General features: G+C 47.3%; 10 protein-coding genes and 7 tRNA genes. 11 read left to right on the top strand and 6 right to left on the bottom strand.

From position 1 onward, the window contains the following. Positions 1-115: 115 nt before the first annotated feature. Genes DW694_RS07705 through DW694_RS07695 form a run of 3 tightly spaced genes read left to right on the top strand, consistent with a single transcriptional unit; the run spans position 116 to position 4,871 of the window. Positions 116-697: a hypothetical protein gene (locus tag DW694_RS07705; RefSeq protein WP_118752799.1), complete on the top strand. Its 582-nt coding sequence runs from the start codon at positions 116-118 to the stop codon at positions 695-697. Further along, the gene (locus DW694_RS07700) at positions 694-2,325 is read left to right on the top strand and encodes a GH3 auxin-responsive promoter family protein (protein WP_118752798.1); all 1,632 of its coding nucleotides are present in this window, start codon (positions 694-696) and stop codon (positions 2,323-2,325) included. The genes DW694_RS07705 and DW694_RS07700 overlap by 4 nt, the downstream gene beginning before the upstream one ends. A 2-nt stretch (positions 2,326-2,327) precedes the next feature. Next, positions 2,328-4,871, top strand: a complete 2,544-nt coding sequence (locus DW694_RS07695; RefSeq protein WP_118752797.1) for an HD domain-containing phosphohydrolase — start codon at positions 2,328-2,330, stop codon at positions 4,869-4,871. Positions 4,872-4,939: 68 nt separating this feature from the next. On the opposite strand, the gene DW694_RS07690 is transcribed toward DW694_RS07695, so the two are convergent. After that, positions 4,940-5,713 carry a hypothetical protein gene (locus DW694_RS07690; RefSeq protein WP_118752796.1) on the bottom strand — a complete coding sequence of 258 codons (774 nt, stop codon included), beginning with the start codon at positions 5,711-5,713 and terminating at the stop codon, positions 4,940-4,942. Between the two features lie 257 nt (positions 5,714-5,970). Here DW694_RS07690 and DW694_RS07685 point away from each other — a divergent pair. The 7 genes from DW694_RS07685 to DW694_RS07655 all read left to right on the top strand — a co-directional run bounded on the left by DW694_RS07685 (position 5,971) and on the right by DW694_RS07655 (position 6,626). Next, positions 5,971-6,045 (top strand) — tRNA-Pro (locus DW694_RS07685). Positions 6,046-6,072: 27 nt separating this feature from the next. Beyond that, positions 6,073-6,143: transfer RNA gene (locus DW694_RS07680), tRNA-Gly, on the top strand. An 18-nt stretch (positions 6,144-6,161) separates the two neighbouring features. Further along, positions 6,162-6,235: transfer RNA gene (locus tag DW694_RS07675), tRNA-Arg, on the top strand. A 5-nt stretch (positions 6,236-6,240) separates the two neighbouring features. Beyond that, positions 6,241-6,314 (top strand) — tRNA-His (locus tag DW694_RS07670). Between the two features lie 10 nt (positions 6,315-6,324). Continuing rightward, a tRNA-Gln gene (locus tag DW694_RS07665) sits at positions 6,325-6,396 on the top strand. Positions 6,397-6,406: 10 nt separating this feature from the next. Then, positions 6,407-6,479, top strand: a tRNA-Lys gene (locus DW694_RS07660). A 67-nt stretch (positions 6,480-6,546) separates the two neighbouring features. Further along, a tRNA-Leu gene (locus DW694_RS07655) sits at positions 6,547-6,626 on the top strand. Between the two features lie 131 nt (positions 6,627-6,757). Here the strand turns inward: DW694_RS07655 and DW694_RS07650 are convergent. The 3 genes from DW694_RS07650 to DW694_RS07640 form a co-directional block, all read right to left on the bottom strand. Continuing rightward, positions 6,758-7,750, bottom strand: a complete 993-nt coding sequence (locus DW694_RS07650) for a transglutaminase domain-containing protein (RefSeq protein ID WP_353615805.1) — start codon at positions 7,748-7,750, stop codon at positions 6,758-6,760. Positions 7,751-7,951: 201 nt separating this feature from the next. Then, positions 7,952-9,838, bottom strand: a complete 1,887-nt coding sequence (locus DW694_RS07645; protein WP_118752823.1) for an ABC transporter ATP-binding protein — start codon at positions 9,836-9,838, stop codon at positions 7,952-7,954. Between the two features lie 11 nt (positions 9,839-9,849). Continuing rightward, positions 9,850-11,601 (bottom strand): ABC transporter ATP-binding protein, encoded by a 1,752-nt coding sequence (locus DW694_RS07640; protein ID WP_118368619.1) that lies wholly within the window; start codon positions 11,599-11,601, stop codon positions 9,850-9,852. 262 nt (positions 11,602-11,863) lie between these two features. Between DW694_RS07640 and DW694_RS07635 the strand changes: the two genes are divergently transcribed. Next, entirely contained in the window at positions 11,864-12,253 is a 390-nt protein-coding gene (locus tag DW694_RS07635; RefSeq protein ID WP_118752794.1) for a metal-dependent transcriptional regulator, read from the top strand. A 58-nt stretch (positions 12,254-12,311) separates the two neighbouring features. Here the strand turns inward: DW694_RS07635 and DW694_RS07630 are convergent, their stop codons facing one another. Then, positions 12,312-13,259: a DMT family transporter gene (locus DW694_RS07630; RefSeq protein WP_182465485.1), complete on the bottom strand. Its 948-nt coding sequence runs from the start codon at positions 13,257-13,259 to the stop codon at positions 12,312-12,314. A gap of 124 nt (positions 13,260-13,383) precedes the next feature. Then, on the bottom strand, positions 13,384-14,616 hold the full coding sequence (locus DW694_RS07625; RefSeq protein ID WP_110103316.1) for an argininosuccinate synthase: 1,233 nt from the start codon (positions 14,614-14,616) through the stop codon (positions 13,384-13,386). Positions 14,617-14,734: the final 118 nt, after the last annotated feature.

Here is a 14,734-nt window from a genome sequence, read left to right as displayed (position 1 = left end):
TCTAGTAATATAGAGCATTCTTTAGGGTACTGACCATGAATGGGTCTCGTTCCTGAGAATGCAGCAGAGCGGAATGAGAAGGTCCGCTTTACATAAATGAAGGGGGAAAATACGCATGACTGCGGTTATTATAGGGAGTATCGGCTTTTTATGCTGCTTCCTGTATGATCATAACAGTATCCGATTGAAAAAAAGCTTTCTTCATCCGTTTTTTAGCATAGGATGTTTCCTGATCGCAGTGTCAACAGGTCTGGTGATCCGGAGCTGCTGGCCGCGGCGGGGAAGTTCTTTTTTTATTTCTGCTGTTTTTCTGACAGCAGCGATCCTGTTTCTGGGACTGTTGATCTATACATTGTTTTTTGCGCTGCCCTTTGATGAGACATATGTCAAAGAAAATCATGAAAGGCTGGCCTATACAGGGGGTGTTTATGCACTCTGCCGACATCCTGGCGTTCTGTGGTTCGCCGGATTTTATTTTTGCCTGGCCGGATTTCTGGGATCCGGGAAGGCAATGGGGGCTTTTGGGGTCCTTATCGTGTGGAATATATTGTACATTTTTTACCAGGACAGGATCGTGTTTCCGGAAACATTCAGTAATTACGGAGCGTATCAGCAGACAACTCCCTTTCTGATCCCAGACCGAAACAGTACAGCTGCCTGCATAAAAACATGGCGAAAAGGGGGGAAAAGGCGGTGAGTCTTGGCGAAAAGCTTCGAAAACAGCAGTATGATGCTATCTGGAAAGAATATTGCGGATTTCTTGATCTGACAATGCAGGATTACATGAAGATCCAGAATCGCCTGATGGAAGAGCAGATCCAGCTCTGGTCAGACTGTGAACTGGGCAAAAGCATTCTGAAGGGCAGGAGACCATCCGGGATCGACGAGTTCCGTCGGCTGGTACCTCTTACCACTTATGAGGATTATGCGGATATGCTCCTCCAGAAGAGAAGTGAAACTCTTCCGGGGAATCCGATCATCTGGATACAGACGACCTGGGAAGGCGGACGCCATCCGATAAAGGTAGCACCATACACAAGAAGTATGCTGGATACCTACAGGAACAATGTAGTTGCCTGCCTCATATTGGCTACAAGCCGTGAAAAGGGCAAATTTGATGTGGAGGAAACAGACAAGATCCTTTACGGACTGGCACCGCTGCCTTTTGCTACCGGCCTTTTTCCACTGGCGCTGAAAGAGGACATCGACATCCGTTTTCTTCCGGAAGTGGAAGATGCGGTAAATATGAGCTTTGGTGAGCGGAATAAAGAGGGCTTCAAGATGGCCATGAAACAGGACGTGGAATTTTTCTTCGGACTTGGAAGTGTGGCCTATGCAGTAAGCCAGAGCCTCACCGGAAGCGTATCATCAGGAAAAAGCAAAATCTCCTTTTCGGAACTTCTGCAGTATAAACCAAAGATGCTGAAAAGGATCCTGAATGCCAAAAAGATCTGTAAGAAGGAGAAACGGGAGCTTCTTCCGAAAGACCTTTTTCACCTGAAGGGATTTATGGTGGCAGGAACCGACAACCAGTGCTATAAGGATGATCTGGAGGAAATGTGGGGAGTTCGGCCCATGGAGCTTTTTGCAGGAACGGAACCTTCCATTATAGGAACCGAGACCTGGACCAGGAACGGAATGTACTTTTTCCCGGATACCTGCTTTTATGAATTTATCACCGAAAAGGATATGCTCCATAATTATGAGGATCCCACGTTCACTCCTCCGACCTATCTTATGGATGAGGTTGTTCCCGGGGAGAAATATGAGCTTGTGATCACTGTGCTGAAGGGCGGAGCCTTTGCCAGGTACCGTGTGGGAGATATGTATCGGTGCGTGGGTCTTACCAACCAGGAGGACCGGACACAGATCCCAAGATTTGAGTACATAGACCGTGTTCCGTGGATCATTAATATCGCAGGCTTTACCAGGATTTCGGAAAATGGTATCAAAAGTGTGATCCAGCTGTCCGGGCAGCCGGTTACGGATTGGATCGCAGTGAAAGAATATAATGAGAAAAAACGCCCATATCTGCATCTTTATATAGAAGTAAAAAAAGAAGCGCTGATGTATCAGGCTATGAGCACGGATATTCTGAAAGAACTTCTGACCACGTATTTCAAATATATCGATCAGGATTACCGGGATCTGAAGAAAATCCTGGGAATGGATCCCCTTGTGGTGACCATCCTGCGCTGTGGTACCTTTCATCTGTATGAGTCCAGAAAAGGACGGAAACCACGGCATATGAGCACTCCTTATTATGAGGTGGCGGAACTTTTGAGACTGCAGGATGAGATCGGATTCGGGAATATGAGGAAGTAACTATGGAAAGCTATATATCATTTTCAATCATTTCAGTTTTTTTCTATACATTTATGATACTGACTCTTCTGGCTGGTAAGCGCAGCCGGATCATCAACAGTTTCATGTGTGTGCTGGGAGGAATGCTCTGCTGGACGCTGGGCTCTTTTCTGATGCGTATGGAAGCAGGACCCTCTTATATCCTGTGGTATTATGTGTCTCTGGCAGGAATCCTGTTTCTGCCATATTTTTACTATGTGTTCATCAGTGAATTCATGGGAGTGCGTATGGGCAGAAAAAGCAAGATCCCATTGCTTTTGATGCTGCTGCTTTTTGTGATCAACATCCCGGGCGGGATCATCCTGCGCTGGCCAGATCTGATCCGTAAAAACGGTGGTGCGCATTTTGTTTATAAGATCACACCCTGGTTCCTTCTGTTCTTTGTGGTAGCAGGGATCACCATTATCCAGATCTTTATTACCATGTACCGCGGATGCCGGAGACATCCCGGATACCGCAAACAGATCGAACCGATCCTTGTGGGGATACTGATCATTTTTGTGGGAAACCTTGCGCTGGCAGTGCCGGCATTTTCCGGATTCCCCATCGATATTGTCAGTGGTCTGATCAATGCTGTCCTGATGCTTTATGCACTGACCAGAAGACGGCTGTTCCAGATGCGCCGTCTTGCGTCAGATGGGGTTTGCTTTGGTGTGGGCGTGGTCCTGACGGTAGTACTGTTTATCAATCTTTCACCGTACCTGATGAGTTATATCCGAATGTTGCTCCCTGCAGCCAGTGAGTATCATGTGCTGATCTTTTCTTTCGTTTTTCTCATATCTGCATGGCTGGTCACAGTGCTGTGGAAATGTCTGATGAACAATGTTTTTATCAAAAAAGAGATCCAGCAGTCTCAGGAGCTGAAAGATTTCAGCCAGTCAGTATCCAGGACACTCCGGGTAGGAGAGATCCTGCGCAATACGGTAAATGTGCTGAAGGAAACTACCAATGCAGGACGGATCTATATTTGTCTGAGAGACAAAAAATCAGGGGAATATCAGGCTGTTTACAGCAACCGTCCGTTGAACGATCTGACCTTTTCGCTGAAAGCGGATAATCCGGTGGTCACCTGGCTTACCAGAAATGAGGACTGTGTGGTGATCCGGGATTTTCGTTCTTCCACAGCCTACAAATCCATGTGGGAGTCGGAGAAACATATGTTTTCAGAGCTGGGTATCGAATACTGTGCAGGTCTTCGACAAAATGATGATCTGGCCGGGATCATTGCGATTTCCGGTGACGGACACAGGAATCTGAACCATAATGACCTTGCCATGCTGTCTTCGGTCAGCTCAGTAGCTTCCATTGCCATCAAAAATGCCAGACTTTATGAGGCGGCATGGACTGAGGCAAGGACCGATGAACTGACGGGCCTTCTGAACCGGAAATATTTTTATGAGATCCTGGATGAGGAATACGAAAAAAATAAAGAGGGTTCGCTTGCACTGATCCTGTTCAATATTGATGATTTCAAGCTGTACAATCAGCTGTACGGAAATCAGCAGGGAGATGTTGCACTTCGAAAGGTGGCAGATATCATCCAGGCAAGTGTGGGAGAACAGGGATATGTGGCACGTCACAGTGCCAAGGAATTTGCGGTCCTGATGCCAAATTACGATGTTTTTTCCGCCAGAAATCTGGCAGAATCCATACAGAAGCAGATCCTGCATATGCGCAACGATTCTGCAGACTACAAGCTGAAGATCCTTACGGTAAGCGTGGGGATCAGTGCGGCGCCTTATGCGGCACGCTCAGCAAAGGAGCTCTTGGATAATGCGGACCTGGCAGTATATCATGTAAAGCGCAGCGGTAAAAACGGCATCGAGATTTTTGACACCATGCTGAAGGAAAGCCTGGATGAAGAAAATGCGGGTAAGAAATCCGATCATGAACATATTTATCAGTCCTATGAATCCACGATCTATGCGCTGACTGCAGCCATTGATACCAAAGATCATTATACCTTCGGACATTCCAACAATGTGGCTTATTACGCAACAAGTCTTGCGAAGGCGCTGAACTATACAACGGAAATGGTGGAGATCATCCGTCAGGCGGCGCTTCTTCATGATGTTGGAAAGATCGGGATCCCGGAGCATATCCTGAATAAAGAAGGCAAGCTTACGGATGAAGAGTATGAGATCATGAAAGGTCATGTGGAAGCGTCCATCGGGATCATCCGTCACCTTCCGTCGCTGGATTATGTTATCCCTGCGGTTATTGGTCATCACGAACGTTATGACGGAAACGGCTATCCAAGGAGGATCGCGGGAGAAGATATCCCGGCATCTGCAAGGATCCTCTGCATCGCAGATTCCTTTGATGCCATGACATCCAAACGTTGTTATAAAGAACTGATGCCAGTGGAAAAAGCTCTTCGGATCATAAGAGAAGAGGAAGGAAAACAGTTCGATCCGGATATGGCGGAGGTATTTATCCACATATTTCGGGAAGGAAAGATCCATCTGGCAGAACCGGCGGAGCTGAAACGGGAAGAAAAAGCATAAAGAATATTAAGATTACGGGTCTGACAAGCTATGTCAGACCCGTTTTTGTGAAGAATATGAAGAAAGCTTTATTTATCATCTCCGGTAAGGCGAAGTACATCCCGGATCTCATCCACATTCATATCCAGGATCACGGCAAGCTCATCAATGGTGAATTTGGTGGCGTCATCATCGTCTGTGAGTTCTTTAACCGCAGCCTCCAGGTTTTCTACCTTGGATACCAGATAGTCGTCACGGAATTTCTGCTGTGTCTGTTCCTCAATGGCATGGAGGATCCCACTGCGGATACGACCACGCATCCAGGTATCGTTTTTCTCCTGTGGGGCAGTCTCTTTGAGAGACGCCAGAAGGGCCAGATTTGCCTCCTGAATGAGATCGGCCAGGTGGATTTCCTCACAGTTCAGTTCAGCGGCCATCTGGGCTGCCTGAGCCATGTAGAACTGTGTCAGTGCACCTTCGGCAGCAGTGTCGCCCTTTGCAAAGGCTTGAAAGAGGGACGCGAGATCATCCGGATCAAGTCCTTCCGGGGAAAAGCTTTCCATATAGTCACTGAGATAAGCCTGTTCTTCGGCAGTAAGAGCAGCACGGGTACCCGGAAGCTCTTCCTTGTCGCTGGATTCGGATGAAACAGCATCTGCTCTAGCAGCACCGGTGCCTTCATCGGCGCCTTCGATGGTGATCCCTTTTAATTTGAGATACTGCAGGATCTTTACAAGCTGTGAAGTGCTTAGATCCGATTCATCGAAATGGTTACGGATCTGCTGCTGTGAGAGCTGCTTATTGTTTTCCTCAGCGATGGCACAGATGTCATTAAGCTTCTGCTGAAATAATTTTATATCCATGTAAAAACATCTCCTTATTATTTGCTTTTTTTTCTTGACTTTAATTATGGTTTCATGATACCATAAGCCAGTCGCAAATGACAAGAAAACCTTTAAATAGGCGGAAAAAACGTGAAAAAAAGTTTTTTTAAAAAAATTCAAAAAAGGTGTTGACATTTGTAGATTGCTATAATATAATATCACTTGTCGTCAGGCAGGAAACGAAACACAAACGAAGACGACAACAACTTAATAAAAACCATAAGTAAATGGTACATCGGGGTGTGGCTCAGTTTGGCTAGAGCGCCTGGTTTGGGACCAGGAGGCCGCAGGTTCGAATCCTGTCACCCCGACTGCTGTAAACTTATTACCGCAAGCATGCGGGTGTAGTTCAATGGTAGAACACCAGCCTTCCAAGCTGGATACGTGGGTTCGATTCCCATCACCCGCTTCTCTGAGAAGAGAGCATGTGTCTGTAGCTCAGCTGGATAGAGCAACGGCCTTCTAAGCCGTGGGTCGGGGGTTCGAATCCCTTCAGGCACGTTGTGGTGGGTATAGCGCAGTTGGTTAGCGCGCCAGATTGTGGCTCTGGAGGCCCAGGGTTCGAATCCCTGTATCCACCCTTCGCCCATTGGGCTATCGCCAAGCGGTAAGGCACAGCACTTTGACTGCTGCATTCGCTGGTTCGAATCCAGCTAGCCCAGTCCTTTTTATGGGGTATTAGCTCAGTCGGTAGAGCACTTGACTTTTAATCAAGTTGTCCGGGGTTCGAATCCCCGATGCCTCATTAGCGGAAAGCATTTGCTTTCCGTTATTTTTTTATCATCAGACAGGATGATAATATAATTGAATATGCGGATATGGCGGAATTGGCAGACGCGCTGGTTTTAGGTACCAGTGGGCAACCGTGCAGGTTCAAGTCCTGTTATCCGCAGTGATCAAGAGGCTTTCTATAAATCTGATTTATGGAAAGTCTTTTAATTTTTAGAATTATATTCACAGAAAAATGCCACATATGCATAATGATATGTGGCATTTTGACTCTATCGAATTTCTTAAATGACGTTACAGTTTCTCCCCTTCATTCACTTCCTCAATAAACACCTTCCCTTCCGCCTGCTGTTCCGTAAAATGAAATCGCAGTACAGCCTGAGGCCAGTTGAGTGTGATGATGGCTTTTTTGTCCCGTGTCTTTCCTGCGGCCTGGATCTGATCTACAAGGTCTGCGAGGACTTCGCGGGTGAGATATCCGCCTCGCCAGTGAAAGGTGAATTCGCGGTCTTTTTTTGCGGCCTGGAGGGCACGTTTGTATACGTCTTCCAATTTGGTGAAGGACAGCTTTTTCTCGCGGTAATAAAAGTGGTTTCCATCCGGGCAGCGAGGTGCCGGAGCGATCAGTGGTTCATGGTCACGGAAGATGTTTTTGTCATCCAGATTAAAATAATCGTAACGGATACTGGTTGAGCCGTCTTCGTTTTTGCCCAAAGTATTATCGAAGGTGGCATCCAGATGATAGTACTGTCCGTTGATCCGGACAATGTTCCAGGTATGACGGTATTTGATCCCTTTTTCCGGATTGTTCCCACAGATGGCGATAATACACCACACACCGAGAGTATCACAGAGGACCTTTACAGATTTGGCAATTCCCTCGCAGACACCGACACCATGGCCCAGAGGCCCGATGATCTCGTGGGAATATGGCTTTTTCAGCTTGTCGTAGCGGATATTTTCGCAGATGAAGTCATGGACATATTTTTCCTTATCCCACTCGGAAAACTTCATGGCGGTGCGCACAAGCTTGTCTACGCGGGCTCCCAGGGCTTTCTGTTGCTCCCGGATTTTATTTTTGTCGAAGATATATTCAGGAATCAGTATCAGATTTGGCGAGTCCTTGTAATAACGGTATTTAAACCCCACAGCCCAGAAAATCTCCGGGTGATCCAGACGAAGCTGGAAAAATACATCATAGAGCCAGTTTCCATCGGTGGTTGGTACCTGCGGGATCAGGAACTCGTCGGAAAGCTCCATAAGCCCGTGAAGCATTGCACGGTACACGTTTTGTTTATCTTTCGACATTTTGCCGTAGTAATATTCTTCAGTTTGTTTCATATATAAAAATACGGAGACTCCTTTCCGCAAAAATAGATTTCAATCAAAGATTATAGCATAAAAAAACATGCAGGACTATCAGAAAAGATACACCCTGCATGTTTTTGGTATTGAATATTTTAGATCGAAAATAACTGTGAGCCTGGATCAGCCGTTATACAGCTGATAATACCGGCCCTTCTGTGCAAGCAGCTCCTCGTGGGAACCACGCTCGATGATGTGTCCTTGCTCCAGGACCATGATGCAGTCACTGTTGCGTACTGTGGAAAGTCTGTGGGCGATCACAAAGGTCGTCCTGCCTTCCATCAGCTTATCCATACCATCCTGTACAAGCTTTTCGGTACGGGTATCAATGGAGCTGGTGGCCTCGTCCAGGATTAGGACGGGTGGGTCTGCGACGGCTGCACGGGCAATGGAGAGAAGCTGTCGCTGGCCCTGACTTAAGTTTGCACCGTTTCCGCGGAGAAGGGTATTATAACCCTGCGGAAGCCTGCGGATGAAACCGTCGGCGTTGGCAAGCTTTGCTGCTGCGATAACCTCCTCATCTGTGGCATCCAGCTTTCCGTAGCGGATATTTTCCATAACGGTTGCTGTGAACAGGTTGGTATCCTGAAGAACGATGCCCATGGAGCGTCTGAGATCATCTTTTTTGATCTTGGTGATGTTGATGCCGTCATAACGGATCTTACCCTTCTGAATGTCGTAAAAACGGTTCAGAAGATTGGTGATGGTGGTTTTTCCGGCGCCGGTAGAGCCTACAAAAGCGATCTTCTGGCCTGGCTGTGCATACATGTTGATGTCATGGAGAACGATCTTGTTGGAATTATAACCAAAGTCTACATCCTCCAGGACCATATCACCCTTCAGCTCGATATAATCAGTGGTACCCTCAGCTTTGTGGAAATGCTTCCATGCCCAGCGGCCGGTACGTTTGTCGGATTCGGTAAGAACACCGTTTTCCTCTTTTGCATTGACGAGAGTAACGTAGCCTTCATCCACTTCCGGTTTTTCATCCAGAAGATCAAAGATACGTTTTGCACCTGCAAGAGCCATAACAATACTGTTGAACTGCTGGCTGACCTGGTTGATAGGCATGTTGAAGCTCTTATTGAAGGTCAGGAAGCTGGCAAGCCCGCCAAGTGTGAAGCTGCCGATGCCGTTGATAGCAAGGATACCGCCCACCATGGCGCAGATCACATAGCTGACATTTCCAAGCTGTGCGACCACAGGCATCAGGATGTTGGCAAAACGGTTTGCATTGTCTGCGCTGGTGAAAAGCTGGTCGTTCAGTTCATCGAATTTCCGGATGCTTTCGTCCTCATGGCAGAAGACCTTGACAACCTTCTGACCCTCCATCATCTCTTCGATATAACCATTGACAATACCAAGGTTGGTCTGCTGCTCCAGGAAATATTTTCCGCTTAAGCCTGCAAGCTTCCGGCTGGCAGTCATCATAATGGCAACCATAAGCAGGGTAACTACAGTAAGCGGAACATTCAGGATCAGCATACTTACAAGAACACTGACGATGGTGATCACACTGGAAAGCAGCTGCGGAAAGCTCTGGCTGATCATCTGGCGCAGGGTATCAATGTCGTTGGTGTAGATGGACATGATATCGCCGTGTGCGTGAGTGTCAAAATATTTGATGGGAAGCGTTTCCATCGTTGCAAACATATCGTTTCGGAGGTTACGTAAGGTTCCCTGGGAAACATTGATCATGATACGGTTATAAGTATAGGTGGCAATAACACCAATGGCGTAAAAGCATGCCACACGTGCGATGGCTGCAGCCAGAGGCCCGAAATCCGGTGTATCTGCTGAGAGAAGCGGTGTGATATACTGGTCGATCAGGGTTTTCATGAACATGGTTCCCTGTACATTGGCAAGAACACTGACAAAAATGCAGATCACCACGATCACGATATGGATACTGTAGTTTTTAAAGATATAACGGGCAAGGCGTCCCAGAAGCTTTCCCTGCTGCTCCGGTGTTCCCATACCCCTTGGGCCAGGACCGCCCGGGCCTTTCATGTTCTGTTTTTTCAAGCCGGCTCACCTCCCTCGTCAAAATCACCGGCGCCGCCGGTCTGTGAATGAAATACTTCCTGATAAATGGCGTTGGTCTTAAGAAGCTCCTCGTGGGTACCAAAACCGTTGATCTCACCGTTATCCATAACGATGATCCGGTCCGCGTTCTGGATGCTGGAAACACGCTGTGCGATGATCAGCTTGGTGGTATCCGGGATCTCCTCGGCAAAGGCACGGCGGATCCTTGCATCTGTGGCAGTATCTACCGCACTGGTGGAGTCATCCAGGATCAGTATCTTCGGCTTCTTCAGAAGAGCGCGGGCAATACAGAGACGCTGCTTCTGGCCTCCGGAAACATTGGAGCCGCCCTGTTCAATGAAGGTATTGTATTTGTCCGGCATTTTTTCGATGAAATCATCGGCACAGGCAAGCTGGCATGCGCGGCGGCATTCCTCCTCTGTGGCATTTTTGTCACCCCAGCGGAGATTTTCCAGAATGGTTCCTGAGAAGAGTACATTCTTCTGAAGAACAACGGAAACCTGATTTCTGAGAGATTCCAGATGGTATTTACGGACATCGATGCCTCCTACGGAAACAGAACCATCCGTTACGTCATAAAGACGGCTGATCAGGTTGACAAGGCTGGATTTTGCACTTCCGGTACCGCCGATGATCCCTATGGTCTCGCCGGAACGGATCGAGAGATTGATATCTTTCAGAACGGGTTCCTGACTGTCTTTCTTATAGCTGAAATTCACATGATCGAAGACGATACTTCCGTCCGGGACATCTGTTACCGGATCCTCCGGATCTGTGATGTCAGCAGTATCATTGATGACTTCCGTAACACGCTCTGCGCTGGCAATACTCATTGTTACCATAACAAAAACCATGGAAAGCATCATAAGGCTCATGAGAATGTTCATGCAGTAGGTGAGAAGGCTCATAAGCTCACCGGTAGTAAGGGAGCTGCCTACGATCATTTTGGCGCCGAGCCAGCTGATCCCCAGGATACAGGCATAAACGGTAAACTGCATCAGGGGCATGTTCATGACAACGATCTTCTCAGCACTTAAGAACATTTCGTATACTTTGTTGCAGGCTTTCTGGAATTTGCTGATCTCGTAGTCTTCGCGGACATAGGCCTTGACCACGCGTACAGCGCCGATGTTTTCCTGGACACTTGCGTTCAGGTCGTCATATTTACGGAATACGGCCTGAAAATATACCGTTGCTTTTCTCATGATAAAGATCAGACAGCCTCCCAGGAAGATAACAGCGACAAGGTAGATGCTTGCAAGCTTTGCATTGATAAGAAATGCCATGACCATGGCACAGATCAGACTGGCCGGTGCACGGGTACACATACGAAGGATCATCTGATAAGCGTTCTGCAGGTTGGTCACATCTGTGGTAAGACGGGTGATCAGGCCGGCAGTGCTGTATTTGTCGATGTTGGAAAAAGAAAAGGTCTGGATGTTGGTGTACATGGCTTTTCGGAGGTTTCTGGCAAAGCCTGTGGAGGCCAGTGCTCCGTATTTTCCTCCCATGACGCCGGACCAGAGTCCGCACAGGGCAAGAGCTACCATGACTGCACCCATCCGATAGATATGGCCGATATTTCCGGCTTCCACACCCTTATCAATGATGGAAGCCATGGCCAGGGGGATCAGAGTTTCAAAGAGAACTTCCAGGATCATGAAAAAAGGCGTGAGAAACGATGCCTTTTTAAACTCCCTGACCTGGGCCAGAAGGGTTTTGAGCATAAAAAATCTCCTTTCTTTACTGTTCAAAAGACAGCACTACTGGAAAGGATTCCGGGCTGCTATAGAACAGATATATTGTTCAGCTACTATTATCGGGGAAATTATTTTTAATGTCAAGATAAACATGTGCGAAATGCTTGACACAACATCCTTTAAGCGGTATATTAAAAGTTAATATTCGCCTGTAGAACAGGGAAAGAATGGGATTCAGGTCCCTTTAGAGGGTCTATATAGAGTTAAATTTTTGCAGGGAGGATTTTATATGGAGATCAGACAGTCAGCGGAGGATTATCTTGAATCAATTCTGGTTTTATCCAAAAAAGGAGGAGGAGTTCGTTCCATTGATATTGCGACCAGACTTGGTGTTTCCAAGCCAAGCGTCAGTCACGCAATGAAGCTTCTTCGTGAGGATGGTTATATTGCCATGGACCGTTACGGTACCGTGACACTTCTGGAGAAGGGGGCGGAGATCGCCAATCAGATTTATGAGCGTCACATTGTTCTTGCCAGGATGCTGGAAGGACTTGGGGTTTCGGCAGAGATTGCAATGGAGGATGCCTGCAAGATGGAGCATGACATCAGCCAGGAGAGCTTTGAGAAGATCAAGGCACATTATAATAACTTCGTTAAGAAGGAAGAAACAGCAGAATAAGAAACATGCAGACAGGCAGCCGGAAGGTAAAATACCAAACCGGCTGCCTGTTTTTTACTTATTTTTTTTCCGGCAGCTGGGCCAGGATGATGGCTGCAAACATGATGACACATCCAAGAAGCTCTTTTATGGAAAGCTTTTGATCCAGGAGCACCCAGCCTGCAAGCACGGAGATGCAGGATTCAAGAGAAAGGATCAGAGAAGCAACGGTGGGATTCACATTTTTCTGGCCTACGACCTGCAGGGTGTAGGCAACACCGCAGGACATCACACCGGCATACAGGATCGGCAGCCAGGCAGTGAGAATGGAAGAAATCTGCGGATGTTCCAGAATAAGTGCCGGGATCATGGACAGGATCCCGCAGACAAGAAACTGGATACAGGAAAGCTTTACACCGTCTGCCTTCGGGGAAAAATAGTCAATCACCAGAATGTGCAGGGAAAAGAGAAAAGCACATACCAGCACCAGAATATCTCCGAGGCCAATGGAAAATCCGTCTGTGATGCAGAGAAGATAAAGTCCGACCAGTGCCATGACAACGGCTGCCCATATAAAGGGACTGCATTTCTTTTTCAGGAAAATTCCAATGATCGGGACGATGACAATGTAACAGGCGGTGATGAAGCCGGCTTTTCCTACTGTTGTGTACTGGATGCCAAACTGCTGGAAGTTGCTGGCAGCAAAAAGAGCAAATCCGCAGGCAATGCCGCCCAGCCACAGGTCACGGCTGTTATATGGCGTGGGGGATACAGCTTTTTCTGAAGGTGTTGATGAGGATTCCGGTATTGCGGAGTCTGTGGCAGCAGAGGATTTATTTCCGGAACGGTTCAGGATAAAGAGCACCGGAACCAGGACAGCGGCGCCGATCAGGGAACGGACGCCGTTGAAGGTGAAGGGGCCGACATATTCCATGCCCACACTCTGGGCAACAAAGGCGATTCCCCAGATCGTTGCGGCCAGAAGCAGGCAGAGAGAATTTTTCAGAGGCATTTTCTGTGAGTTCATGATAAAAAATCCTTTCGTTTATTAGGTATTATGTGATCAAAGCAGTATATAACAAAAGACCCCGGGGAACTTATATAGCTTCCCGGGGCATTTTTATGATCTGTCGGAACAATGTTCAACAAAATTAGTTCTGATTCTGGTTATTCTTAACTTCTGCAAGCTTCATGGCACGAACCTTCAGCGGCAGACCGAACAGAGTGATGAATCCGTCTGCATCATGATGATCATACATATCACCGGTTGTGAAGGAAGCAAGAGACTCATTGTAAAGGCTGTACGGAGAGGTTGTACCATTCTTGATGATGTTTCCTTTGTAAAGCTTGAATTTAACCTCACCGGTAACATATTTCTGAGTGGACTCAACAAATGCCTGGATAGCCTCACGGAGAGGTGTGTACCATTTTCCTTCGTAAACAACCTGTGCAAACTGGCTGCCAAGCTTTTTCTTGGCTTCCATTGTCTCACGGTCAAGGATCAGCTCCTCAAGCTGGTCATGTGCTGCCATCAGGATCGTTCCGCCAGGAGTTTCATAAACGCCACGGGATTTCATACCAACAACACGGTTCTCAACAATGTCAACGATACCGATGCCGTTCTCACCGCCAAGCTTGTTCAGCTCTGTGATGATCTCGGAAACCTTCATTGCTTTTCCGTTGAGTGTTTTCGGAACACCCTGCTCGAATGTCATGGTGATCTCAGTTTCTTTATCCGGAGCCTTCTCAGGTGTTACACTTAATACAAGCATGTCATCATAGTTCGGAGCCTGGGATGGATCCTCAAGCTCAAGTCCCTCATGGCTGATGTGCCAGAGGTTTCTGTCACGGCTGTAGCTGTGGTTTGCATCAAATGGAAGAGTGATGCCATGAGCCTTACAGAACTCGATCTCATCTTCACGGGACTGCATGGTCCACAGATCTGTCATACGCCATGGAGCAATGATCTTGATGTCCGGAGCGAGAGCCTTGATGCCAAGCTCGAAACGGATCTGGTCATTTCCTTTACCGGTAGCACCATGGCAGATAGCAACGGCACCCTCTTTACGTGCGATCTCAACCAGCTTCTTGGCAATGACCGGACGAGCCATGGAAGTTCCGAGAAGATAGGAATGCTCGTATACAGCACCAGCCTCTACACACGGCATGATGAAATCATCGCAGAACTCATCGACGATATCCTCGATATATAATTTGGAAGCACCGGACATTTTTGCTCTCTCTTCAAGACCGTCCAGCTCGTTTCCCTGTCCGCAGTTTACACAGCAGCAGACAACGTCATAATCAAAGGTTTCTTTCAGCCACGGGATCAGGGCTGTGGTATCAAGACCACCGGAATACGCTAAAACAACTTTTTCTTTCATAATATATGTCCTCCTGGGATTTTTTTGATTTTGTATCGCTCCGGACATTTCCGGGACGGTGAATTTTTTTACGTTATCTGGAAAAAAATTATGCTGTTTTATAACTTTACCAGAGTGA

The sequence above is a fragment of the Ruminococcus sp. AM26-12LB genome (assembly GCF_003480785.1).
Classification (GTDB): domain Bacteria; phylum Bacillota; class Clostridia; order Lachnospirales; family Lachnospiraceae; genus Blautia_A; species Blautia_A fusiformis.
The sequence above is the reverse complement of the archived record's forward strand: the minus strand, read 5'-3'. Positions and strand labels throughout refer to the sequence as shown.

Coding starts and splice junctions, on each gene's coding strand:
- DW694_RS07705 (WP_118752799.1), top strand. CDS start 116: ATGACTGCGGTTATTATAGGGAGTATCGGCTTTTTATGCTGCTTCCTG.
- DW694_RS07695 (WP_118752797.1), top strand. CDS start 2,328: ATGGAAAGCTATATATCATTTTCAATCATTTCAGTTTTTTTCTATACA.
- DW694_RS07690 (WP_118752796.1), bottom strand. CDS start 5,713: ATGGATATAAAATTATTTCAGCAGAAGCTTAATGACATCTGTGCCATC.
- DW694_RS07645 (WP_118752823.1), bottom strand. CDS start 9,838: ATGAAAGGCCCGGGCGGTCCTGGCCCAAGGGGTATGGGAACACCGGAG.
- DW694_RS07640 (WP_118368619.1), bottom strand. CDS start 11,601: ATGCTCAAAACCCTTCTGGCCCAGGTCAGGGAGTTTAAAAAGGCATCG.
- DW694_RS07635 (WP_118752794.1), top strand. CDS start 11,864: ATGGAGATCAGACAGTCAGCGGAGGATTATCTTGAATCAATTCTGGTT.
- DW694_RS07630 (WP_182465485.1), bottom strand. CDS start 13,259: ATGAACTCACAGAAAATGCCTCTGAAAAATTCTCTCTGCCTGCTTCTG.
- DW694_RS07625 (WP_110103316.1), bottom strand. CDS start 14,616: ATGAAAGAAAAAGTTGTTTTAGCGTATTCCGGTGGTCTTGATACCACA.